Annotated in this window: 18 protein-coding genes, 1 tRNA gene and 1 other RNA gene; 8 read left to right on the top strand and 12 right to left on the bottom strand. The window is 66.9% G+C overall.

Going from position 1 to position 23,009, the window contains the following annotated elements; all coding sequences use genetic code 11:
- Positions 1-16 precede the first annotated feature (16 nt).
- Positions 17-727, bottom strand: coding sequence for a hypothetical protein (locus ACGFNJ_RS38710; RefSeq protein ID WP_393460403.1), 711 nt, complete (start codon positions 725-727; stop codon positions 17-19).
- A gap of 852 nt (positions 728-1,579) precedes the next feature.
- On the opposite strand from ACGFNJ_RS38710, the gene ACGFNJ_RS38705 reads away from it, so the two are divergent.
- A complete protein-coding gene (locus ACGFNJ_RS38705; RefSeq protein WP_393460400.1) occupies positions 1,580-4,834 on the top strand; it encodes a hypothetical protein in 3,255 nt (1,084 codons plus the stop codon).
- Between the two features lie 66 nt (positions 4,835-4,900).
- Here ACGFNJ_RS38705 and ACGFNJ_RS38700 read toward each other — a convergent pair whose 3' ends face one another.
- On the bottom strand, positions 4,901-6,097 hold the full coding sequence (locus ACGFNJ_RS38700) for a hypothetical protein (protein ID WP_393460397.1): 1,197 nt from the start codon (positions 6,095-6,097) through the stop codon (positions 4,901-4,903).
- A gap of 208 nt (positions 6,098-6,305) precedes the next feature.
- On the opposite strand from ACGFNJ_RS38700, the gene ACGFNJ_RS38695 reads away from it, so the two are divergent.
- Together ACGFNJ_RS38695 and ACGFNJ_RS38690 are read left to right on the top strand one after the other, a co-directional pair.
- On the top strand, positions 6,306-6,854 hold the full coding sequence (locus ACGFNJ_RS38695; RefSeq protein ID WP_393460394.1) for a GNAT family N-acetyltransferase: 549 nt from the start codon (positions 6,306-6,308) through the stop codon (positions 6,852-6,854).
- Positions 6,855-6,874: 20 nt separating this feature from the next.
- The gene (locus tag ACGFNJ_RS38690; protein WP_393460391.1) at positions 6,875-7,024 is read left to right on the top strand and encodes a hypothetical protein; all 150 of its coding nucleotides are present in this window, start codon (positions 6,875-6,877) and stop codon (positions 7,022-7,024) included.
- A gap of 34 nt (positions 7,025-7,058) precedes the next feature.
- On the opposite strand, the gene ACGFNJ_RS38685 is transcribed toward ACGFNJ_RS38690, so the two are convergent.
- Positions 7,059-7,146: transfer RNA gene (locus tag ACGFNJ_RS38685), tRNA-Ser, on the bottom strand.
- A gap of 139 nt (positions 7,147-7,285) precedes the next feature.
- Here ACGFNJ_RS38685 and ffs point away from each other — a divergent pair.
- Positions 7,286-7,380: signal recognition particle sRNA small type (gene ffs, locus ACGFNJ_RS38680), an RNA gene on the top strand.
- A gap of 180 nt (positions 7,381-7,560) precedes the next feature.
- Positions 7,561-8,850, top strand: a complete 1,290-nt coding sequence (locus ACGFNJ_RS38675; protein WP_393460388.1) for an aminotransferase class I/II-fold pyridoxal phosphate-dependent enzyme — start codon at positions 7,561-7,563, stop codon at positions 8,848-8,850.
- Between the two features lie 67 nt (positions 8,851-8,917).
- Here the strand turns inward: ACGFNJ_RS38675 and ACGFNJ_RS38670 are convergent, their stop codons facing one another.
- From ACGFNJ_RS38670 to ACGFNJ_RS38655, 4 genes are all read right to left on the bottom strand, one after another.
- Positions 8,918-9,724, bottom strand: a complete 807-nt coding sequence (locus ACGFNJ_RS38670; protein ID WP_393460385.1) for a methyltransferase domain-containing protein — start codon at positions 9,722-9,724, stop codon at positions 8,918-8,920.
- Positions 9,725-9,859: 135 nt separating this feature from the next.
- Complete coding sequence (locus tag ACGFNJ_RS38665; RefSeq protein ID WP_393460382.1) at positions 9,860-10,447, bottom strand: phosphatase PAP2 family protein; 588 nt, start codon at positions 10,445-10,447, stop codon at positions 9,860-9,862.
- Positions 10,444-11,523, bottom strand: a complete 1,080-nt coding sequence (locus ACGFNJ_RS38660) for a hypothetical protein (protein ID WP_393460380.1) — start codon at positions 11,521-11,523, stop codon at positions 10,444-10,446. The genes ACGFNJ_RS38665 and ACGFNJ_RS38660 overlap by 4 nt, the downstream gene beginning before the upstream one ends.
- Positions 11,520-12,002, bottom strand: coding sequence for a hypothetical protein (locus tag ACGFNJ_RS38655; protein ID WP_393460377.1), 483 nt, complete (start codon positions 12,000-12,002; stop codon positions 11,520-11,522). Before ACGFNJ_RS38655 ends, ACGFNJ_RS38660 begins: the two co-directional genes overlap by 4 nt.
- Positions 12,003-12,169: 167 nt before the next feature.
- Here ACGFNJ_RS38655 and ACGFNJ_RS38650 point away from each other — a divergent pair, with 167 nt between their 5' ends.
- Together ACGFNJ_RS38650 and ACGFNJ_RS38645 are read left to right on the top strand one after the other, a co-directional pair.
- Entirely contained in the window at positions 12,170-12,745 is a 576-nt protein-coding gene (locus ACGFNJ_RS38650; RefSeq protein WP_393460374.1) for an HhH-GPD-type base excision DNA repair protein, read from the top strand.
- Positions 12,746-13,076: 331 nt separating this feature from the next.
- Positions 13,077-14,429 carry an MFS transporter gene (locus ACGFNJ_RS38645; protein ID WP_393460371.1) on the top strand — a complete coding sequence of 451 codons (1,353 nt, stop codon included), beginning with the start codon at positions 13,077-13,079 and terminating at the stop codon, positions 14,427-14,429.
- A gap of 137 nt (positions 14,430-14,566) precedes the next feature.
- Here the strand turns inward: ACGFNJ_RS38645 and ACGFNJ_RS38640 are convergent, their stop codons facing one another.
- A complete protein-coding gene (locus ACGFNJ_RS38640) occupies positions 14,567-15,721 on the bottom strand; it encodes a neutral zinc metallopeptidase (protein ID WP_393460368.1) in 1,155 nt (384 codons plus the stop codon).
- A gap of 76 nt (positions 15,722-15,797) precedes the next feature.
- On the opposite strand from ACGFNJ_RS38640, the gene ACGFNJ_RS38635 reads away from it, so the two are divergent.
- Entirely contained in the window at positions 15,798-17,429 is a 1,632-nt protein-coding gene (locus ACGFNJ_RS38635; protein WP_393460365.1) for a DUF2207 family protein, read from the top strand.
- 46 nt (positions 17,430-17,475) lie between these two features.
- On the opposite strand, the gene ACGFNJ_RS38630 is transcribed toward ACGFNJ_RS38635, so the two are convergent.
- From ACGFNJ_RS38630 to ACGFNJ_RS38615, 4 genes are all read right to left on the bottom strand, one after another.
- On the bottom strand, positions 17,476-18,765 hold the full coding sequence (locus tag ACGFNJ_RS38630; protein WP_393460362.1) for an ROK family protein: 1,290 nt from the start codon (positions 18,763-18,765) through the stop codon (positions 17,476-17,478).
- Between the two features lie 392 nt (positions 18,766-19,157).
- Complete coding sequence (locus ACGFNJ_RS38625) at positions 19,158-19,868, bottom strand: hypothetical protein (protein ID WP_393460359.1); 711 nt, start codon at positions 19,866-19,868, stop codon at positions 19,158-19,160.
- Positions 19,869-19,993: 125 nt separating this feature from the next.
- On the bottom strand, positions 19,994-20,662 hold the full coding sequence (locus tag ACGFNJ_RS38620; protein ID WP_393460356.1) for a TetR/AcrR family transcriptional regulator: 669 nt from the start codon (positions 20,660-20,662) through the stop codon (positions 19,994-19,996).
- Positions 20,659-22,941 carry an MMPL family transporter gene (locus ACGFNJ_RS38615; protein ID WP_393460353.1) on the bottom strand — a complete coding sequence of 761 codons (2,283 nt, stop codon included), beginning with the start codon at positions 22,939-22,941 and terminating at the stop codon, positions 20,659-20,661. The genes ACGFNJ_RS38620 and ACGFNJ_RS38615 overlap by 4 nt, the downstream gene beginning before the upstream one ends.
- Between the last annotated feature and the right edge of the window lie 68 nt (positions 22,942-23,009).

Here is a 23,009-nt window from a genome sequence, read left to right as displayed (position 1 = left end):
ACCGGTCAGGTGATCATCAGGGGAGCATCTGCGGGATGATCTGCGGGGCGACCGCGCCGAGGATGGCGCCGATCACGGCGGCGAACACGACGTAGCTGATTCCGCTCGCGATGAGGCAGGCGAAGTAGCCGACGATGAAGACCAGAATCGCGGGGATGCACAGGACGGCAGCAATGGCGAGGCCGACCGTGGCACCTGCCGCGAGGCCGTTGGCAACCGGGTCGTGGTTCTGCGCGTCCGGGTTGGTCGCGATGGGCTTGAGATCGGCGGCGGCGACGGGCTTGACGTCAGCGGCGACCGTCTTCGCCTCAGCGGCGACCTCAGGGCTCACCTGCGGGCTGAGGGTGAGGGTCTTCCCGTCCAGGGATACCTGCGGAGCCAGCGCAATGGTGTTGCCCGCGACCGTCTTCAGCGACATCGGGAACTCGCTGACCTTCGTGCCGGTGGCCGATTCCACCTTCACCGCGGTCGAATCAGCGGTCAGGGTGAACTTGCCGTTGTCCAGCGTGGTGGTGATGGTCTTCAGATCCGGCGCCGTCGTTGTCTTGTAGTTGACGCCCTGGTCGCTGGACGAGGCCACCAGGCCTCCGGCCAAACGGGCCTGCTCTGCGGCAAAGTCGGTCGCAGACGAGGTGCCCGCGCTGGCGACGGTAGCCACGACAGCGAAGGGCAACACTGCTGCGGTCAGCACGTTGCGGCCTACGCGCACGACAGTCTTACGAAACATATCGGTTTCCTCCCGAACCCCCGACCCGATGGAACGCCTTGTCCCCCAGCCGAATCAAAGGGTTGATGTTGATAGCAGGGCCTATTCATATCCGACGGCCCCAGGAAAACCGAATCGTTGTGACGAGCGTCATATTTGGTACGGCGATGCCCAAATGTTGCACACGTCTGCAGCGCTTCGCGGCATTGTCCGACCGTCCAGGGTGACGACTGTGCACCGGCGATCGGCGTGCCGAGCCGCGACCGGATAATCGATCCAAAAGGCCTGGTTGTGCGCTCGGTGCCCACAGTTGCGGGGGCAAGGCAGGCAGGCGCGTTGCACCCAAATAGCCAGCGCTCGAACTGAACCGGAAAATCACCCCAAGTCTGGATTCACTCGCGGTGTCTCAGGGTACTCACGCGGAGTTCATCGCATTCGAGAGCATCGGCTCATGACGTATGAACCGTCCTGAAGCTAGCATCATTATTTTCTCAGCGCGACATCACCATTCTGAATGCCACGCGCTCAGCGAACCAAAATCCCGTCGGAGTGATACCCAGCGTGCAGAGGCACGCTCCACGTGGGAGGGCCCGCCACAGCGGTTTTGTGGTCTTCCGGGGCGTGGGATTCAGTGGTTACGGTCGGATCGGGGAGGTGCGTATGTCATCGCCGATGGATCTGTTCGATGATCATGGTCGGGCGCCGACGTTGGTGCCCAGGTCGGATTGCCTGTTCACGGTGCGAGCGCTGGCTCCGGATGAACTTGCCGACCGCGGAAGACAATTGGATGAGCTGTCGGAGTTCTGTCGCTCTGCTGCATGGACACCGTGGTTGTGGTGGCAGGCACCGGCGTGGGCGGGGAAAACTGCGCTGTTGGCGTGGTTCGCACTGCATCCGCCCGAGGGGGTGCGCGTTGTCTCGTTCTTCGCCACGAACCGCATCGGCTTCGAAACCGATTGGCGGCACGCCGCTGATGCGCTGGTCACGCAGTTGGCGGAACTCGCAGCGCGGCCGATGCCTCAAGGGCGCTTCGATATTCGGGCGCGGCTGCGCGAGCTGCTTGCCGCCGCAGCGGTGAACTGCCTGGCCTGCGACGAGCGGCTGGTGCTCGTCCTCGACGCACTGGACGAGGACAGCGGTGCGCCCAGCATCGCGGGGCTGCTGCCGGTCCCATTGCCGGATGGGGTCCGCGTTGTCGTGAGCAGTCGAACCGACGCACCGTTGCCGAGTGATCTCGCCGTCGAGCATCCATTGCGCGACCCTGCAATCGTCCGGTACCTGTCCTGCTCGCCACGGGCGACGGAATACCGGATAACGGCGGAGCAGCGGCTCGCGCGATTGCTGCGCCAGAGCTTCATGACCCGCAAACTGACCGGCATGCTGGTGGTCTCCGGCGGTGGTTTGACCGCCGACGATCTGCAGCGGTTGTCCTGGATCCCGCGGGACCGGAACGCGCAATATTTGACCACCGTGGCCGCAAGCTGTGGTGTCGACCCCTACACCGAACAACGGTTGCCGGACGGCAGACAACCCTATGTGCTCGCGCACGCAGAGCTACACAACAGTGCCGCGCAGTACCTGGGTCCAGGCGCGCTGGCCAAATATCGACGCCATCTGCATCGCTGGGCCGACCGGTACCGGGCCGATAACTGGCCGGAGGGAACGCCGGAGTATTTGCTGCGCAACTATTTTCGGATGCTGGCCGCCACCGAGGACACGGCGCGGATGCTGAGGCTTGCGACCGACACTGACCGTCACACCCGTATGGCCGACAGCTACGCGGGCGAAACCAACGCCCTTGTGGAAATCGCCGCGGCGCAAGACCTGCTCCGCGCCGACACGACACCCGATCTGAACCTTGCGCTGAGCCTCGCCATGACCCGCGAACGGCTGATCGGACGCAATCACGGACTCTGCCCCGACCTACCCGTTGCTTGGCTGCGTCTCGGCCACGGGACACGCGCCGAAACCCTCGCTTGGACACTGCGCACACCGAGTGTGCAGATGAGCGCGGTCGCCGATTTGGTGCGGGAACTGGTGGAGGCCGGCCAGCCGATGGTGGCGCGACTATTGACCCAGCGAGCCGAGATCCGGTGTCGGACCCGCCCTGTCTCGGACACCGAACGCGATTCCATCGAATCGGATATGGCGCGATGCTTAGCCACCGTCGGCGCCACCGACCGGGCGATCGACTGGGCCCTCTCCGCTGCCAATCTCAACCGGCGTACGGCCAGGCTGAGCTACATCGCGCTCGAAACGCGAAGCAACAACGACTGGGCCGCGGCAAGACGAGTCTGCGACCTGATCACCGATCCCTACGTCCGCGCGGATTCACTGCAATCCACGGCCTATTTTGCGGCGCTCACCGATGCGTCGGAGGTGGCCTGGCTGGTGATCCGGCATGTGGAACTGGTGGCCGAGAGGATCGGCGACCCCTATCTACGGGCCAGTGTGTTGGCCGACCTGGCCGAAACCTGTGTCGAGGCAGGCGATAACGAAGGGGCACAGTCGATTTCCGACAGGATCGATGAGCTGGTACCGGAGATCACCGCAGCGCCGCTGCGCGCACACTTGCTCGGGCACCGGATCCGCGACGCCTATCGGATCTACAACGATGGCGGGCAGGCTCCCGCCGCCGCGTCCGCCATCGCGGACCCATGGCTGCGCACGCACGAACTATGCGGTCTGGCAATAAATCTCGCCATCGCCCAAGACCGTGCGGCGGCATTGCGGATCGCCGAGTCGGCCGAATTCAGTGCGCGTTCGGTGCCGGACTCCGTCCGACATGCCGACGCACTGGGCCAGGTGGTCTATGTGCTCGGATTCTGTGACGAGATCGACCGAGCACTCGTGGTCGCCGACGCCATCGCCGATCCGAAATGTCGCGACGAAGCGCTCGCCAGTTTGGCCTATTCGTCGGCGTTCTTCGATGAACCCGGGCGAGCTTTGGCAGTGATCGACCGCATCGGTGACCTCTACACCCGGCTGCAGCCTCTTTCGATGATGGTTGAACACTTTTCCGACAGGGGCGATCTCGCCAACGCGCGCCGAATCCGTGAGACGACGCTCGGCACCGCTCTGTCGATCACCGATCCACGGTGGCGCACGCAGGGGCTGCTCGAGTTGGCCGAAGAGGTGAAAGATCCTGCCTTCGGGCGCCGATGCGTCGATAGTGCTGTGGCCGCCTGCCACGCCACTCACTACGAGAACCAGCAGCCATGGCTGGCGCTGTTGCGCGGGCTGACCGTGCTCGATCGCATCGATCTCGTCGAATCCACTGTCGACTCCGCCTTTCCCCCGGATCTCGGATCGCTCGTATTGCTGGTGCTCGCGAAAGTGGTTGCCGCCGAGGGCGATCTGGCTCAGGCCAGACGGCTCGCCGCCGCTGCCGTGCGGACTGCCATGACCGAATCGTCCCCGCTGTCCCGTGGACCGGGTCTGGCCGATATCGCGACGGCGGTCGCTGCGTTCGGTGATATCAATTGGGCGCGACGGATTCTCGATGATGCACAGGCACTGAACGAAGCGATCGCCGACCGGTCTACCCGCGACCTTGCGTTGAGCTCTCTGGCGCGGGTCGCGGTGGAGTTCGGTGACTTCGCTCGGGCGGAGTCGTTGGTCGACGCCATCGTCGAACCGACGGAGCGGGTGCTGTTGTGGCGCACAATCGCCGACACCCTCGTCACGACAGGGGATCTGGAACCGGCCTACCGGATCCTATGCCGCGCCGAGGCCATACTGGATTCCGTCACCAATCCGAACGACCGGTCATTCGTGCTGCGGGAACTCGCCGAGATCGGCATGGATACACCCCGTGACCGGGCACAGGCTTCGGAGCAGCGGAATCCGCTGGAGTCGGCACGCGGTCCGGCTGAGGCGGTGCGGGCAGCGCTTGCCGCGGCCGACTTCGACCGAGCGGAGGCCATCCTGCGCACCGTCACCGATGCGGATGTCCTCGCGGCGGTGTTGCGCTCGGTCGTCGCGAGCGCAACACCTGCGCAGATACCCGAACTCCTGGTCGCCGCATCGACGTTCGCCGGATGTTGGGCGCTCATGCCCGCTTTCGCCGACTTCGCTTCGTCTCTGGTCTTGACGAAAGTCCGCGCGGAGTGGCCCTCCACCGCCTGATCCAGCACCGCGGGGATACCTCGCGGGCCTCACCGACATCGTGAATTATTCAGGGGCACAATATGTTCAGCACTTCTCGTACTGATCCGCGAGTGCCTGCTCGACGGGGTTCGGCGGGTACCTACGCTTCGTGCAGCCGCCGACAGTGACGGTGACCGGACGGCCCGTCGGGCCGGCGCCAATGATGTCGGATCCAGCGACGTACTCGATCGGTATGCCGAGCTCGGCGACGATCGGAAGATGCTTCTGGGCAAGAGATTCCGCGTCTTTGAGGTCGGGCGATTTGAGCTTCTCCGACACGGACCTCGGGGCCATCCGGACGACACGGGATGGTTCCTGGTCCGCGTTCAGTCGGTTCCAGACGGAGATCTCGAGCTCGTTCGGGTATCGACCGACGCTGGACAGGCTGCCGACCCGGTCGGATTTCGCGCTGATTTTCCACCAAGCCGTCGACAGGTCGGGGAAGTCCTGCGCCACGCGCCGATAAGCCTCGGTGATCGCGGTGTGGTCGGCGGCGGTCTGCAGCTGCACCGAGATATCGCCGAGGACGTTGTCGGTGCGTCCCGTGTCGCGCAGGCGGTGATCCCATTTCACCTCGCCGTCGGCGAAGGCGTGCTGCATGGCGAACCAGCGCTGGACCAGATCCGGCGCGGTGTCCAGGTTGGGGGACCACGAGGTGAATGTCGATGTGCCGCTATTGTTTCGGAGCTCGATCACGAACTCTCGCTGCCGGAATTCGGGCCGGTTGGTCTCGTTCCGGAAGGACTGAACCACCGTCTTCGTCTGATCGGGCGTGGCGTCCACGGCAAGGACGACGGACGCGAACACCTCGTGCGCGGCACCGACCGAGGCGCGCTGGACGCCAGGCAGCTGTCCGAGGCCCGCTTGCACCTCGCCCGCCTGCCTGCTCACGTCCGGTCGATGAGGGGTGACGGCCACCTTCATCACCGCCAGCCCGCCGCAGGACGATGCGAAAACGCCGACGACCGCTATCAGTGCCCACTTGAATTGAGACTGACCACGCCGCCGTGCGGATCCGATCTTCATGCCCGCTACGAGCAGCGTGACCGCGACCCCACCCACTGTCAGCCCCAACGACCAGAGCCCCAGGCCCTCTCGGCAGGTGTGCTCGGTACAGCTGGCGGCGAACATGAGGGTGAATGGCGCGAACATGATTGCGAGCAAGCCGATTCCGGCCGCAATGAGGTAAACGATCCTCGTCGCGTTGTAGTCTGCGCGTGGTTGCGGAGACTTCTCGTCCACGCCCACCCCCTGCGTTCGGCCGACAGCCCGCCGACCAAGTTGTCATCGTCCCGGCCCACTATAGGCCGCGCCCTGCCCGGCGGTGGCAAGCAACAGCCGCCCGGTTCGAGCCGAATGTGCCAGGCACGTCAGCTGTTTCGGGGCACCTATGGCCGGTCGATGCGAACTGGACGTGGTGGTCCGCGCCGAGGTGCGGTGAACTCGAGGGATGACGATCAGAACAGGGACTCGGCATGACGCCGAATCCGTCGCGGCACTGCACACAGAAAGCTGGCGCACCGCATACGCGGGCATCATGCCGGACGAATACCTGAACGGATCGTTGTTCGAAGAGCGATACGAGCTCTGGCAGAACCGGCTTGCCGCCGATGCACCGAAAGGGCAGCTGTTCACCGCCGACGAAGCAGGCGAAGTGCTCGGATTCGTCTACCTCGTACCGCGTTCCGATGACCGTGTCCTCGTCGACAATCTGCATGTCCGGCCACACCTGAAACGCTCCGGAATCGGTAGCCGCCTGCTCCACCACGGTCTGCGCTGGTCCGCACACGAACACCCAGGAAGCTCCGTCTACCTCGAAGTGCTGCAAGCCAACACCTCCGCGATCGCCTTCTACGAGCGACACGGCGGCCGCCGCACAGCCGAACGGGTCGCCCATTTCGAGCAAGGCTTCGACCTACCCGAACTGGAGTACACCTGGACCCCCGCCGCGATCGCACTCCTGCCCGAGCCGCCCGCACGGAGCGGCTCCAACACCTGATCCCGCATCGCACCGATGACATGGACGGGACCGACGGCTCCGGCGCATCGTTGACCGGTTGCGCCCAGGACCTGCTGCTCGTCCAGTGCGGCCGCAAACTGCCGCCGGGTCACCCGCAGGTCGCTGCGGCCGACAGGTTCACCTCCATGCGCGACGAAAAACGCCCCTGATCAGCCGGTTCGGCTGGATCAGAGGCGTTTCCCATGGCGGAGGATAGGGGATTTGAACCCCTGAGGGCGTTAACCCAACCCGCGTTCCAGGCGAGCGCCATAGGCCACTAGGCGAATCCTCCGTGGAGCAGCATACCGGTAGGGGCGGGGCAGAAGCCAAACGGGTCCGTTCGGACTGGAAAAGTGCCTGTTCGGTCCACTTTGTGGACAGTTTTAGGACCCCGGCGGGCAAAGCAGGGCGGGGGAGCGGCTACACTGGCCGACGGATCCCGCGCGGCGCGCATCCTGTGAACTCCCCCAGGGCCGGAAGGCAGCAAGGGTCAACGGGCTCTGCCGGGTGCGCGGGGTCCCCTTATCTCAGAGGGCCCCGGACCGAAGTCCGGCTGCGGAATAACGCCTCCAAATCCGAGCAAGGCACAGGTAACGTGGACCACGGTCCGCCGACGCACGATGCGCTCGGCAGGCTGAATGTCCGGCCGCCGCACATCGGTCCGGCCACTACCCACGTCCCCCGCTGCTTGGAAAGGCTGCCCAGGATGCCCCGGCAAACGCAGATCGGTTTGATGAGCCACGAGGAACTCGTGTCGGAACACGAGACTCAGAACGCGAACTACGCGACGCTCAAGACCGAGAAGCTCACGCTGGACCTGACGCGCGGAAAACCTTCGCCGGAACAACTCGACCTGTCCGCCGACCTGCTTTCGCTGCCCGGCGCCGGTGACTTCCGCGACGGCACCGGCACGGACTGCCGCAATTACGGTGGCCAGCAAGGACTTCCGGAGCTGCGCGCGATCTTCAGCGAGTTGCTCGGCATCCCGGTGGACAACCTGATCGCGGGCAACAACGCCAGCCTCGAGCTCATGTACGACGTGCTCAGCTACGCGATGCTGTTCGGCACCAACGATTCCGAGCGTCGCTGGGCCTCGGAGGACACGCTGAAGTTCCTGTGTCCGAGCCCCGGCTACGACCGGCATTTCACGATCACCGAGTCGCTCGGCTTCGAGATGATCCCGGTCCCGATGGGCCCGGACGGCCCGGACACGCATGCGGTCGCCGCGCTGGTCGCGAACGACCCGCAGATCAAGGGCATGTGGGTGGTGCCGAACTACTCCAACCCGAGCGGCGTCACCTTCTCCGAAGATGTGGTCCGCGAACTGGTTTCGATGCCGACCGCGGCCGCCGACTTCCGACTGATCTGGGACAACGCCTACGCGGTGCATCCGCTGACCGACACCGCCGCGCCGGTGATCGACGTGCTGTCGCTGGCCGCCGCGGCCGGAAACCCCAACCGGCCCATCGTGGTCGCGTCCACCTCGAAGATCACCTTCGCCGGCGGCGGCGTGAGCTTCCTCGGCACCTCCACCGCGAACCTGAACTGGTACCTGGGCCACGCCGCGAAGCGGAGCATCGGCCCTGACAAGATCAACCAGCTGCGCCACCTGCGCTTCTTCAAGAACGCCGACGGCGTGCGCGCGCACATGCAGAAGCACCGCGCCATCCTGGAGCCGAAATTCGCTCTGGTGCTGAGGATCCTGGAGGACCGGCTCGGCGCGTCGAAGGTCGCATCGTGGACGGAGCCGAAGGGCGGCTATTTCATCAGCCTCGACGTGCTGGAAGGCACCGCGGCCAGGGTGATCGCGTTGGCCAAGGACGCGGGCATCGCGCTCACCGCGGCAGGCTCGGCCTTCCCGTACCGGAACGACCCGGAGGACAAGAACATCCGGATCGCGCCGAGTTTCCCGAAGCTGCCTGAGCTGGAGAAGGCGATGGACGGCCTCGCCACCTGTGTGCTGCTCGCCGCCACCGAGAAGCTGCTCGACAAGTAGCACCGAACAACGAGAACGGCCGGGCGCGTACCGATTCGGTACGTGCCCGGCCGGGTAGTGCCAGGAATCAGCGAGGCTTGTGCGCCAACACGGCGAACATGGTCACCGAGAGGTGGATGTCCCCGCTCTTCGCACCGGCTTCCAGATCGTCGATCAGATGCTCGCGCTGCTGCTCGGTGATCACGCCACGCGCCACCGCCATCGCCGAGATGCGGGTGACCAGCGAGCCGACGCCGACCGTGCGGTCCTGCACCAGCGCATGCGAGCCGACCTCGTCGATCACCAAGCCCGCCTTGGTCAGCAGGCCGGGCAGCCTGCGGCCGGAGTACGGGTTGGTGGTGGCCGAGAGCAGCGTGTCGATCACGTCGCGGACCACCTGCCGGTCGCCGGGATGCACGATCGCGGTGCCCCAGTCGCTGTCCATCACCACGACGCGGCCGCCGGGCCGCAGCACCCGCGCGATCTCGGAGGCGGCGCGCGCTGGCGCGGTCAGATGCTGAAACACGCGCTCGCACAGGGCCGCATCGAAGCTGTCCGCGCCGAAGGGCAGCCCGTAGGCGTCGCCGGAATGGAATTTGGCCGTCGATCCGGCCGCGGCCGCGCGGCGTTCGGCCGAGGCGAGCAGGTTCGGGTCCGGTTCGACGCCGACCGCACTGCCGTTGGGGCCGACCGTTTCCGCGAACGCCATCACCTCGGTGCCGGTGCCGGAACCGATGTCGACGGCGTGTTCGCCGAGGCGAAGTCCGAGCGCGTCGTGTGCCCAGTTGCGCAGCCGCCGGATGCCGGGCAGCGCGGCCTGGAGGTCACGAACGTCGACCAGTTGATCCTGGCCCGCGCGATCGAAGCGATCGGGCCGCATTGTGTAGGTGTCCATGGGACCGCGTCCATCCCCGGCGGTGGCCATTGTGTGGGGTGCCGATGTAGGTACTGCCGTCTGTTGAGGCATGCGCAGGAGCCTACGCGGGGCCTCATAGCCGTGCATGCCAGGTCTGTGAGACCAGTCACGACCTCAGGACGCAAGCAGATACGTCACAGCGGCGAGCACCGCACCGAGCAGGGCGCCGACGATCACCTGGCCCCTGGTGTGGTCGCCGAGCCAGACCCGCGACCAGCCGATCACCGCGGTCAGCGGCAGCGCGAGCAGAAACCACGGCGAGGCGATCATCGCCAACAGCACGGTGGTGCCTGCGCCGACCGCGGTGTGCACGCTGACCTTCCACTTTCCGAGCACCGTCACAATCCCGATGCCGACGAGCACCACAAGCGCGGACACCGTCCACGCGATCAGTTCGCGCGGCGCGTCCCTGACGATCTCGACGACGAGCCCGACGCACACGATCGCGAGGATCGCCGGAATCACCCAGTGCCGCTCGCGGATCTCCGTCACGTGGTGATCGCTGGCCACGCCACGTTGCACGCCGGTCAGGATGACCAGCGTCGGGATCACGCCGGAGATGGTCGCGACGAACACGCCCCACGCGAGCGCGTGCAGCGCCGCGCCCGCAATCACCGAGGTGAGGATGTTGATCATCCACGGTGCCCCGAGCTCGGTGATCACTCGCGCGGCGCGGGCCTGCGCCGCCGTCGTCTCCGTCACACCATTGCCTCTCGTCGTCTTGCTCGATATGCCTGCGCCAACAGCAGCGCCCAGTGGCGGTCGGTTTCTGCCTCGAAGGCCGCCGACCGGACGTTCTCCGCGTCGAGGGCCGTCGAATCCTGCCCGTCGATCAGCCAATTCGCCACCGCCGCAGCCACTTCCCGCTGATCGGTGCGCAGGGTGCCGGACTTGCCCGCCTGCTCGACCTCCAGGCTCAGCGCGTCGAGCAGTTCGGTCACTCGATCGCTGGCCCGTTCGTCCGCGCTGCTGCCGCGCCGGGACTGGCGTCGCACGCCGGGCCAGCGCGGCACCAGCTGGTGGTACATCGGGCCGATGGCGATCAGCACCCGTCTGGCTCGCACCCAGGACACGACAGGCGAGAGCATGACCCCGGTGAAGATCACCAACACCCCCGCCGCGGACACCGCTCGCGTCACTTCGAACACCGCGGGCGCAGGCGCCGCGCCGCCGAAACGGACTGCGACGAAGTAGCCCAACCGAATCCACGCCCACACGGTCGCGGCCGCAAGTCCCGCCGCGAGCAGCGACAGACTCCAGCCGGTCACCGTGCGCAGGTCGGCGGGCCGCGCCGCCATCACCATCAGCGCGGGACACAGCAGCGCGGGGAACAACGCGCCCGCGATCCCGGCCTCGGCATAGCCGGGCAGGTGGCTGTAGGCCTGATCGAACTCGAATCCGCCCGCGACCTGTGGCACCGACGGCGTGCCGACGAAGATCGCCAGTGCCGCAAGCGAACCCGCCGCGGCGATCGCGCCGAGGACCCGCACGCCGCGCGCTACCCGCGCCGGGTCGACGGTCACCGCAAGCGTCAACGCGCCTGTCGCGGCAGCGATCACGTTGAACAGCACCATCCGCAGCCCGGTGGAGAAGTTCGGCTTCGGCGCGATGGCCTGCATAAACCCTTCTGCCGCAGGGATGTTCAGCGTGAGATGCAGTGCGACGACGCCGAGCGCGATGGTGGTCGAGCCGAGCACCCAGCTGCGCGACCACCACCAGCGCCAGCCCCTGGTGACCGCGGCAACCCACATCAGCGGCGACAGGATCATGGCGATCATCCGAGCGCCTCACCCCAGCGCGAGCGCAGTCGTGGCTCCCTGCGGCCGATGCTCTGCAGTCGATTCAGCAGCAGGCTCGCGAATTGCTCGGCCGCCAGCTCTTCCGCCGCTGCCTCGTCGGTGCATTCCCTGCGCAGCACGAGCGCGGCCAGGTCGTGCATGTCGGCAGGCAGGATCGCCTGCGCCACTTCCAGCACCGGACGTCCCTGGTGCCCGAGCACGATGTGGCCGAGCTCGTGCGCGACGGTCCGGTCCTTGGTCTGCGCCCACGAGGCGTAGGACACCTCGTCGCGATCCGCGAAACGGATCCAGTGTCCGAACACCCCCGCTGGCAGATTCGGGCTCTCGATCACGGCGAGCGGCCGCCCGCGATCACGCGAGACCGCTTGCAGCAGGCCGTCGAGGGTCCGGGATTCGGCTGCCGTCGCGATCGCGAAGACGCGATCGACCGCAGCGCCGACACCGATCCCCCCTTGCATGCCGTCATCCAACCATGCGAGGACTCGCTTCGCGACCATCCAGATCGGCCATCGGGGCGGGCCGGAGCGGGATGAACCCGCGATGAATAGTGGGGGCTCGCAAGGTCGACACAAATGAGATGATCGAGTCCGTCCGAGCAATGAAGGTCGCGGTGGAAGGATTGGCCATGAGTCGCAAGCTTTGCCTGGCACAGGACGTCGAGGCCGACGCGCTATTGACCGAGGACCATTTCGCCACCTTGCTCGGCATGCTGCTGGATCAGCAGTATCCGATGGAACACGCCTTCCGCGGCCCGAAGAAGATCGCCGACCGGATGGGCGGCTTCGACATTCATCGCATCGCCGAGGCCGACCCGCAGGAGTTCGAGGAGCTGGCCGCGACGCCCCCTGCCATCCACCGCTACGGCCGTTCGATGGCGCGCCGCGCCCAGGAGCTGGCCAGATACATCATCGAGAACTATGACGGCAAGACCGAAAACCTGTGGAAGAAGGACAAACCCGACGGCAAAGAGGTGCTGCGCAGGTTGCAGGAGCTGCCCGGCTTCGGTGAGCAGAAGGCCAAGATCTTCCTCTCGTTGCTGGGTAAGCAGCGCGGCGTGCAGCCGGAGGGCTGGCGGGAGGCCGCGGGCGCGTACGGCGATGAGGGTTCCCGGCGCAGTGTTGCCGATGTCACTGATGCCGAATCGCTCGCGCAGGTAAGGGAATTCAAGAAGCAGGCGAAGGCGGCCGCCAAGAAGGCGTGAATCCGTAGCTCGTCGGCCGTTCAGGCCCAGCTCGACGTGTGTCGAGCTGGGCCTGACTGGTGTCTCGGCCTGCTCGGTCGATCTTGTGACGGCTCGGTTCGCCGCCGTCCGAGTGCGGTGTGGCGATCTCGAAATAATGCCGTGACGGCCGACCTGGCAGCCGGTACGGTACTGCTGACCAGGCATTTATGACTGAGCATTAGATGCATTGACATCTAATGCGTGTGCATATAAGTTGATCACCGTGACTCTCACGGCTACAGCGTTAGACGCTCCACAGAACTCATCCACTGAGCACGTCCCAGGTCGCTGGGGACCCAAGTTGTGGGCCGTGCTGTTCGTCGCCGGACTGGCGATGTTCCTCGACGCACTCGACGTTTCCATGGTCGGCGTCGCCCTCCCGTCCATCGGCACGGAACTCGGCCTGAACACCGAGAGCCTGCAATGGATCGTCAACGGCTACATCCTCGGCTACGGCGGCCTGCTGCTGCTCGGTGGCCGCGCCGCCGACCTGCTCGGCAGGCGCCAGGTCTTCCTCGCCGCACTGGTGGTCTTCGGAATCGCCTCGCTGGCAGGCGGACTCGTCGACGACGGGGCGCTGCTGATCGCCAGCCGCATCGTGAAGGGCATTGCCGCCGCGTTCACCGCACCGGCCGCACTGTCGATCATCACCACCACCTTCAAGGAAGGTCACGACCGCAACCGCGCGCTGTCGATCTTCACCGTCTTCGGCGCCACCGGCTACGCCTCCGGTCTGATCGTGTCCGGACTGCTCACCGGCATCGACTGGCGACTGACCTTCTACGTCCCCGTCGTTGTCGTCGCGGCCGTGGTCGTCACCGCCTACTTCGTGGTGCCGCGCAACATCGAGAAGGAGCAGGGCAAGATCGATTTCGCCGGTGCCGCGCTGCTGACCGGCGGCATGCTCGCCGCCGTCTACACCATCGTCACCGCACCCGAGCAGGGCTTCACCGCAAGCGTGATCGGCACCGCCATCGCTGCCGTCGCACTGCTGAGCGCGTTCTTCGTGGTGGAGCGCAAGGTCTCGCACCCGCTGGTCCGCCTGAGCATCTTCAAGGTGAAGTCGATCGTGCGGGCCAACCTGGCCGCGCTGGCAATCTTCGGCTCCTACATCAGCTTCCAGACCATCGTGTCGCTGTACCTGCAGAACACCCTGCACTGGGCGCCGCTGAAAATGGCGCTCGCCCTTGCTCCCGCAGGCATCATCGTGGCGATCCTGTCGCCGGTGGCAGGCAAGCTGATCGACCGCTACGGCACCACCCCGATGATCATCGCTTCGATGGCCTCGTTCGTGCTCGGCTACATCTGGTTCATCAGCTTCGGCGGCAGCGCCGACCCGACCTACGTGGTCGACTACCTGCCCGCCTTCCTGCTGCTCGGCCTCGGCTTCGCGCTCGGCTTCTCCTCGGTCATGGTCCAGGCCACCGAGGGCATCGCCGACCACGAACAGGGCCTTGCCTCCGGGCTGGTGCAGACCTCGGGCCAGATCGGCGGCGCGGTTGTCCTCGCCATCGTCACCGGCCTGATCAGCGGTGGCGCAGCCACCAGCATCGCCCAGTACCGCCCCGGCCTCTACCTGGTCACGGTCGTTGCGTTGGTCGGCCTGCTCGCCTCGGCCACCGCGCTGCTGACCCGCCGCCAGCTGGTGACCGAAACCGCGTAATTACCTCGAAGTCACCCGATGGGGTCGCCGAAAGGCGGCCCCATTTGGCATTTCCGGGGTAGTCGGCTCGGCGACCGCCCATGCGCTCGGCAGGCTGTTGCCGCCGCATGATGACAGGCCTTGTGGCGGAACAGGTTTCAGCTGACGGCGGAGGCGGGGGCGGTGAAGGTGTTGCAGCGGGCGGCGCGGTTCTGGTCGAGGCCGGTTTCGAACCATTGGCCGCCATTTTCGGCCGTGCCGTGGTCGCGCATGTCCCCGGACTGGTCGCCGCGGCCGTAGGCGTCCTTGCGCGCGGTGGTGAGCTGGGCGTCGCTGAGCGAGCCACCATGGGACGACGAGGACAGGTACATGCCGTCGAAGCAGTTGGCCTGCAACTCGACTCGGCGCGAGAGCTCGAGACCGCGAGTGCTGCGCGGGCCCGCGTCGGCGCGGTCGCTGTTGGCCTTGCGCAGGATGCCGGACATGGCCTGCACGTGGTGTCCGTACTCGTGCGCGAACACCGAAAGGTAGACGACCCAGTTGTTCTTGAAGAAGTCGGTCTGCAGCTGGCTGATCGGCATGTAGATGGTCTTGTTCGCCGGGCAGTAGAAGGCGGCGAAGTTACTGGTCGAGCCGGTGCACGGGGTGGTGATGCCGCTGGTGGTCGCGCTGACGTTCAGCGCCGGCGGCTGGAACGGCAGATTCGCCTTCTGCAGCACCGGTTTCCAGGCCGCCTCGAGGCAACTCGCGGCGCTTTCGAAGAATTTGCGTGCGGCATCCACCTGGGTGCCCCACGGGGAGTACGCGCAACGATCGGGGACGAGGGTCGCGTTCGGATCGGCAAGCAGCGGGTTGGCGCCCGTCTCGGCCGGACCCGTCTTGCCGTCGGGGGCGAAGGTGAGGCTCGGTGTTGGCCCGGACGCGTCGTTGGCGTTGCTTCCGGTGTTGATCGCGTTGCGCACCAGGCCACCCGCGATCAGGAACACCACGACCACCAACAGTGCGATCCATGCACCGCTCCGGCCGGAGCGGCGGCGACGCGGCGGATACGGTGGCCTGCCCGGCGGGCCATACGGCATCGGCGGCGGCACCGGCGCGCGATATCCGGGCGGCGGGCCGTAACCCGGCGGCGAATATCCGGGCGGCGGACCATATCCGGGCTGCGCGCCGTAACCGGGCGGTGCGCCGTAACCGGGCGGCGGACGATATCCGGGCGGTGGCCCATAGCCCGGCGGCGGACCGTACCCGGGCTGAGGCGGAACTGGGCGCCCACCAGGGGGAACCGGTCCGTATCCGTACGGTGGTTGTGTCACGCCCCCGTACCCCCTCGTCTCGATGATCGCCGACAGCCGATGACGCAGAATAGCAAGCTGTCTAAAGTAGGCTGCCATGCTGACTTTTCGGGGGGCCGCCGTTGGCGCGCTGCTTCTCGCCACAGCGGGAATCCTCGCGACCGCTCCGGCTGCGCACCCGCAGCCCACGCCGAACGGCGTGCACATCACCGCCGATCTGAAACTCAGTCGCCAGGGCGTGCTCGAGGTCGTCGAACAGGTGGAAGTGCCCGCGGACGGCACCTTCCGGATGGCACTGCCGCTGCGGCTGAAGGTCGGCGACGACGTCGAGCGCTACTTCAAGGTCACCGATGTCGACACCAAGGGCGACGGCACCGCGACGGTGGCGAACGATCAGTTCACCATCGAGGCGAAACCGGGCACGTCGACGTTCACCTACTCGTTGCACAACCTCGTCAACGATGCTCCCGGCAGCCAGGTGTTCCACTGGCTCGGGGTGATGGGCTCCGATATCGCCTCGATCAGTGCCACGTTGATCAGCCCGAGCTTCGAAATGGGCATCGTGGACTGCAAACTCGGGCCGCCGGGCAACACCAGGCCGTGTGCCGACGTCAAGACCGAGGTCGACGGCGTGCTGCATCTGGAGCAGACCGATCTGCGCAAGGGCGACGCCATCGACCTGACGCTGCAGCTGCCGCCGGGCAGTGTGCCGAGCAACGCGGATATCCGCGACACCAGCAACTCCGGTCTGTTCGCGATCACCACGCCGGTGCTCGTCGCGTTCGGCGTGTTGTTGGTCGCGCTGGCCGGGCTGGTCGCCTTCGTGCTCCGCGCGCGGCGCAGGAACGACGCTGCCGCAACAGGATCGGCGACGCTCGACCCGCTGCAGCGCGACGGTGATCGAGTGCAGTTCACCTCGCCGGACGGTGTACTGCCCGGTGAGGCAGGGCTGCTGCTCGACGAGCATGTCGATCCGGTCGACATCGCCGCGACCGTGGTGGATCTCGCTGTGCGCCGCTACATCTGGGTGACGCCGCTCAGCGACACCGACTGGCGGATCACCCGGGTCAACGCGCCCGACGATCAGCTGCGCGAGTACGAGCGGGCCGTGTATCGGGCGCTGCTGCCCGACGGCACCGACGCCGTCACCATCACCGAACTCCGGGCGCCAGGGCGGGTGCAGTCCGAGCCGGTGCGCTCCGCGCTGCTCGCTGATGCGGTGTCGCGCGGCACGTTCGGCAACCGGCGGCGGCCGGGACTGGCGATCTGGTTGGGTGGCGCGTTGATCCTCGGCGGTGTCGCGGCGACCATCGCGCTCGCCGCCACCTCGGGTCATGCGCTCGTCGGTGTCGCGATCGCACTGGCCGGTGTGGCCACCGTGCTGGTGCCGAAGTACCTACCGGTGCGGACCGTGCACGGCCTCGAGCTGACCGCGCAACTTCGCGCGCTGCAACGTGGCCTGGAAACGATTCGGCGCGAACAGATTCCGCCGATCGACCAGGAGACGGTGTTCTCGCGCGCGCTGCCGTTCATGGTGATCGGTGGGCGCGCCGACAACTGGATCCGTGCCTTCCGCGACCTCAATCCGTCCGCCGACTCCCAGCCCGGTCTCTACTGGTTCGGTGGCTTCGACCGCGACCCCAACATGCACCGGTTCGCCAGCCACTTCCCGTTCTTCATCACGGCCATGGAAGGAATCTTCGCCAAGGCAGGCGACCCGCACCGCTAATTTGGCCGACGAAACCCCCTCCTGGGGAGGGGGTTTCGATGCGGGATCAGTCGCCGAGGGTGGTGCGGCGGATCGCGGCGAGCGGGTCGGCGTACAGGACGCTCAGCGAGGTGACCACGGCGGCGAATTCCTGCACCTTGCCGCCGAATCCGCTGATCCGGATGTCGGTGGGCGGCAGTGTGGAGCCCTGGTTGAAGGCGCGAGCCACGTGCGAGACCGCGGGGCGATACCCGGTGAACGCCTGCCCGCCGAGAATCACCCGATCCGGGTTGAGCATGTCGCGGACCATCGCCACCGTGTTGCCGAGGATGGTCGCGCGCTCGGCGAGCAGAGCACGGGCCGGTTCCGAACCCGCCTCGGCCGCGCGATAGACATCGACGATGGTCGAGCCCGCGGTTCCGTTGTGCGCCGGGATGATGCCGCGTCCGACGGCCCGCGAGTGCAGCGAGCGATCACCGACGGTGACCTCGAGGCAACCGCGCCTGCCGCAGGTGCATTCGACATCCGAGCCGGTCGGCAAATGCGCGATCGAGCCAGGCCCGTTGCTCGGCGTGTGCACCCGGCCGTCCAAGGTCACTGCGACACCGGCGGTTTCGCGCACGTAGAAGTACAGGCTGCTGCCGCGTTCCGGACTGCCGCCCCGGGTCGCGCCGGTCTCGCGCGCATCGAGGGTCGGCAGCAACAACTCCGAGGCCGCCATCGCCTCGACGTGCGGCGCCACCGACACCGGCAGCTCGAGCACCTCGCCGAGCACGGCGCCGATCTGCGCGCCCTGCCACTCCAGCTTGGGGTGGTCGACGACGCCGGTGAGCGGATCGACCCGGCCGCCGATGGCGACGCCTGCCCACAGCGGCTTGCGGCGATGCCAGCGCTGCAGGAACGCCTTGGCGCTGCGGGCCACCGTTGTGGTGGCGAAGTCCTGGCCGGTCTGCGGCGTTGCGATGGCGAGGCCGCCGAGGATGCGCCCGCGCAGGTCGGCCGCGACGATCTTGGTGACCGCGGCGCCGATGTGGATACCCAAGGTCAGGTACGCCTCGTGGTCGATTTCGAAGGGCACTCGCGGTCGTCCGACCGCACCCGAGGCCGTCAGGTCGGGCCGTTCGCGCAGCAGCCCGGCGGCGAGCAGTGCGGACACCTGGCGGTTGACCGTCGCGATGCTCAAACCCGTTGTGCGCGCGGCATTGTCGCGGGAAACCGGCCCGCCGGTCGCGGCGCGGAGCACTGCGGCGGCCGGGTTGTCGGCGATGCGGAGTTCCGGGGCAACCACGGGACGCTGGACGCGAACACGACCAGAGGAAACCCTGGCGACGGATCGTTCTAGGGTAGGGAGGGACATATGAGGTTCCTTGCCGAGGTCCCGCGCCGAGGCGGGACATGCCTACAGGGGCGACTAGGCAGCAAACGAGCCGAAAGGGCAGCTCAGCTGCAGCAAGGGCGACAACACAGTTCGCGAGTCAGCGGCAGCCGAAGGCCGAGCGCAGCGGTCACGTAGGTGACCCGCAGTGCGTTCGATCGGCTGGCAGACATGTAAACGAAGTTAACACCGCCCACCGCGACTCACCAACCCTCAAACCGCCGCTGTGTTCTCCCACACAGTGTTTCCCCAGCTCACGGCTCGAGGTTGCGACGGGTGTCTTCGCTGCGAACCGAGTGTGTGGCGGTCGGTGACGGCAGAAGGCCCCGCCCGATCGAGAACTGGGCGGGGCCTTCGCGGCAACGGCGGCGAACTTACTTCGCGGCAGGCGGTGGGTTGATCGACGGCTGGTTGATGGTGGTGAAGTACTGGATCGCCGCACCGATCGCGACCGGCGCGGTCACCAGGATCTGGCCCGCGACGACGCCGAGTGCGCCGACGGCGGCGATACCCGTGAGGCAGCCGACCGCGGCAAGCGGCAGGATCGGGCCGAAGATCAGGAAGATCGTGCCCGTCGCGATCGCGGCGGCGGCGAGCCCGCCGAGCACGCAGCCGACGGCCGCGCCGCCGAGGCCACCGACCAGGGTGCCGATGGTGGCGCCCATGCTGATGGTGCTGGTCAGCCTGCTCCAGGCGGCCTGCTCACGGTCGTAGTCGGTCTTCCACGGCGCCTTGTCCTCGAACGGCAGGGCGACGGGCTTGTAGGTCGCGTGCGCCAAGTCGAACTGCGGGGTCAGGGTTGCTGTGCGCGCGGCGATGTCCGCGGCGATGGGGAACTCGAAGTCGTCGACCCGGAACTTCAGCGGGGTGCCGCCGAGGATCGTGCCGTTCGCGGCCTTGATCTTGAACGTGTCGTCTTCGACGACGAGCGATCCGGCGTCGGTGCTGATGATCGACGAGCCGTCGACGGTCTGCGCGGTGAAGTTCACCGCGTCCTCGATCGGGGTGGCGACGGACGTGCCTGCGGCGACTCCTGTCGCCATCGTCACGAGCGCCGCGACTACGGCTAGCTTCCTGATCCTCATGTACGGCAATCCCTCATCTAGGTAACACTCTTCGCCGCAAAGCATCGGGGAGCGGGCACCGCAGAACGAGGGAAAAACGCAGGCAGATTCCAAACGGTGCTCTCTGCGGGCAACGCACGCCGACGCTAGCGGCGGAGGTCTGCCAGCCAGGCCGTCAATTCCTCCGGCGTCGGATCGCCGCCGATCGTGTCGATCACGATGTGACCCGCCAGCGCCGCGCACAGCACGCGACCAGCAGCCACTTCTGGATCACCCCATGGGATGAACGGTTTCGCGATCAGCAGCGAGGTGATGCCGTGCGCCGCGGCCCACAGCGCGAGGACGACCGGCATCGGGTCGCCGGGGGTGATCACGCCGGCGGCCATGCAATCACGCACCGTGTCGGAAAACCGTTGGAACGCACCGCTGGTCAGCACCATGTCGACCGCGCCCTGTGCTTCGGTCGGCACGGTCGCCAGCCGATATTGCTCCGGGTGTGCCAGCGCGAACCGAACATAGGCAAGCCCTTGCTCGTACAGCCGGGTGGCCGGTGGATCCGCCTGTTCGGTCACCGCCTCGATGGCCGCGTCCAGTTCCTCGAAGACCTGCGCGACCGCGGCGGCGATCAGCTCGTCCTTGTCGGCGAAGTGCCGATAGATCGAGGGCGCGCTCACGCCGACCCGCTTGCCGATCTCCCGGATCGACACCGCCTCGGCATTCCCGGTCCGTGCCAGCAATTCCCGTGCCGCGGTGAGGATTTCGTCACGCAGGCCGGCGCCGGAACCGCGCGCCGACCTGGAACGTCCACCGATCATCGGTGCTCGGCCAGCAGGTGATCCTGCGGATCCGAATCGGCGTGCTCCCGCAACCCGATCCGAGCGTGCAACCGGGCCAACGGTTTCGGCGCCCACCAGTTGGCGGTGCCCATCAGCTTCATCAGGGCGGGCGCGAGCATGGTGCGGATGAGCGTGGCGTCGGCGAGCACGGTCAAGGTCAGGCCGAGGCCCATCAGCTGGATGAACGACACCTTCGAGGTGACCATCGCGCCCATCACGATGGCCATGAGAAGTGCTGCGGCCGTGTAGATCTTGCCGGTCCTTGCGACGCCGACGGCGAGCGCGTGCACGTTGTCCTCGGCGGTGCGCACGACGACACCGTCGACGACGCGGCCGGAGGCGAGCCACTCCTCGCGGATGCGGGAGAGCAGGAAGACCTCGTAGTCCATCGACATGCCGAACGCGAGGCAGAACATGAGGATCGGCATCGTCGGCGTCATGTAGCCGACGGGGGTGAACCCGAGCAGGCCGGACAGATGGCCGTCCTGGAAGATCCAGACCATCGCGCCGAACGCGGCCGCGAGCGAAAGCGTGTTGAGCACAATGGCTTTCAGAGGTAGCAGCAGACTCCCGGTGAACAGGAACAACACGACGAACGTGGCGAGCGCGATCAGCGCGATGGCCAGCGGCAGCTTGGATTCGAGCGAATCGAGGGCGTCGGCATTGATCGCCGCGGCACCACCGAACAGCGCGGGCGCCGGCGGCGGCACCGCCTTCAGCTCGAGCAGCTGCGCCTCGCCCGCGGGGGAGAACGGGTCGGTGCGGGTGGCGACGTTGAGGTATTCGCCGGTGCCGTTGGTCAATCCGGGCGGTCCCGCCGCGACCCGCGCGCCCTTGAGGTAGACCCCGGCGCTGGACAGTACGGCCTGCACCCCGTCGACCCGCGACAATGCCGTCGCATACGTGCCGATCGGTCCTGGGCCGTCGTGATATCCGTCGAGCACGATGCTGGTGTTGTTGCCCGAGTTGGCCGCAGGGAACTCGGCGCGCAACACGTCGCCGACCTGTCGGCTGGCCGCGCTCGTCGGGAGCACCCGGTCGTCGGGATAGCCGAATTTCACCGAGAGGAACGGTGATCCGAGCGCAAGGAACAGGGCGACGAGCAGCACGGTGACCGGAATGGAGTGCCTGGTCACCCAGCCGACCATCCGGTACCACCAGCTCTGCCCCGGCACCTGTGGCGCCATCGGATCGGGTGCGGGTCGGCCGAACAAGCGCCGCAGCGGGATTCGGATATCGAGCGCGTTCACCCGATCTCCGAGCAGCACGAGCGCGGCGGGCAGGATCACGATCGCCGCCGCAGCCGCCGCCGCGACCACCGCGACGCCCGCGTAGGCGAACGAGCGCAGGAAGTAGATGTCGAAGATGACCAGCACCGACAGCGAAAGGGCAACGGTGAGTGCGGAATACAGCACCGTCCGGCCCGCGGTCTGCACCGCGCGAATGGTGGCAGGAATCGGCGCAAGCCCGTTGGCGAGCTCCTCACGGTAGCGGCTGACGATGAACAGGCTGTAGTCGACGGCCAGCGCGAGACCCATGGCCGTCGTCATGTTCAGCGCATAGATGGAGACGTCGGTGACCAGGGTGAACAGCCGCAGGATGGCGAGGGTGGTGAGGATCGCGAAGATGCCGACCGCCAGCGGCAGCGCCGCGGCGATCAGGCTGCCGAACACCAGGACGAGCACGATCAGCGAAACCGGGATCGCGACACCCTCCGCGACGGCCAGGTCGTGGGTGATCTGCTTGTTCACGTCGTGGAAGACCGAGGCGACGCCGCTTTGCCGGACGGTGACGCCGTCGGTGGTTCCGGTGAGCTGTTCGGTGAGTTCGCCTGCTGCGCGCTGCGCGGCGGTGTCGTCACCGGTCAGGTAGGCCATGACCAGCGCGTCCTTGCCGCTGGTGCTGCGCAACGCGGACGCGATCGCGGGCGGGGCGGTCCAGTACGACTGCACGCCCTTCACGTCGGGACGGGCGCGCAGTGTCTCTGCCAGATGCAGGCCGACGGCCTTGGTGGCAGGCGCGTCGGCGCCACTTGCCGAGCTGACCAGCAACACGTAATTCGGTGCCGCGCCGTCGAAGTTATCCGCGAGTAACTGCGCGACCTTGGAGGATTCCGCGTCGGGCGAGGTGAATCCCGCAGACTTCAGATGGGAGGCCGCGGTCGCGCCAAACACTCCGCAGAGGATGGCCAGCGCGGCCGCGGCGAGCAAGATGGCCCGGGGATACCGGGTGGAGATCTGCGCGATCCGAATCAGCATGCTCGGGCTCCCTTGCTCGGCGCAGTATGTTAACGGCGTTAGCGTAACGCTGTTATGTCTGCCCGGGT

It is taken from the genome of Nocardia sp. NPDC049149 (assembly GCF_043197455.1).
Classification (GTDB): domain Bacteria; phylum Actinomycetota; class Actinomycetes; order Mycobacteriales; family Mycobacteriaceae; genus Nocardia.
This window is presented reverse-complemented; position numbering and strand designations above follow the sequence as displayed.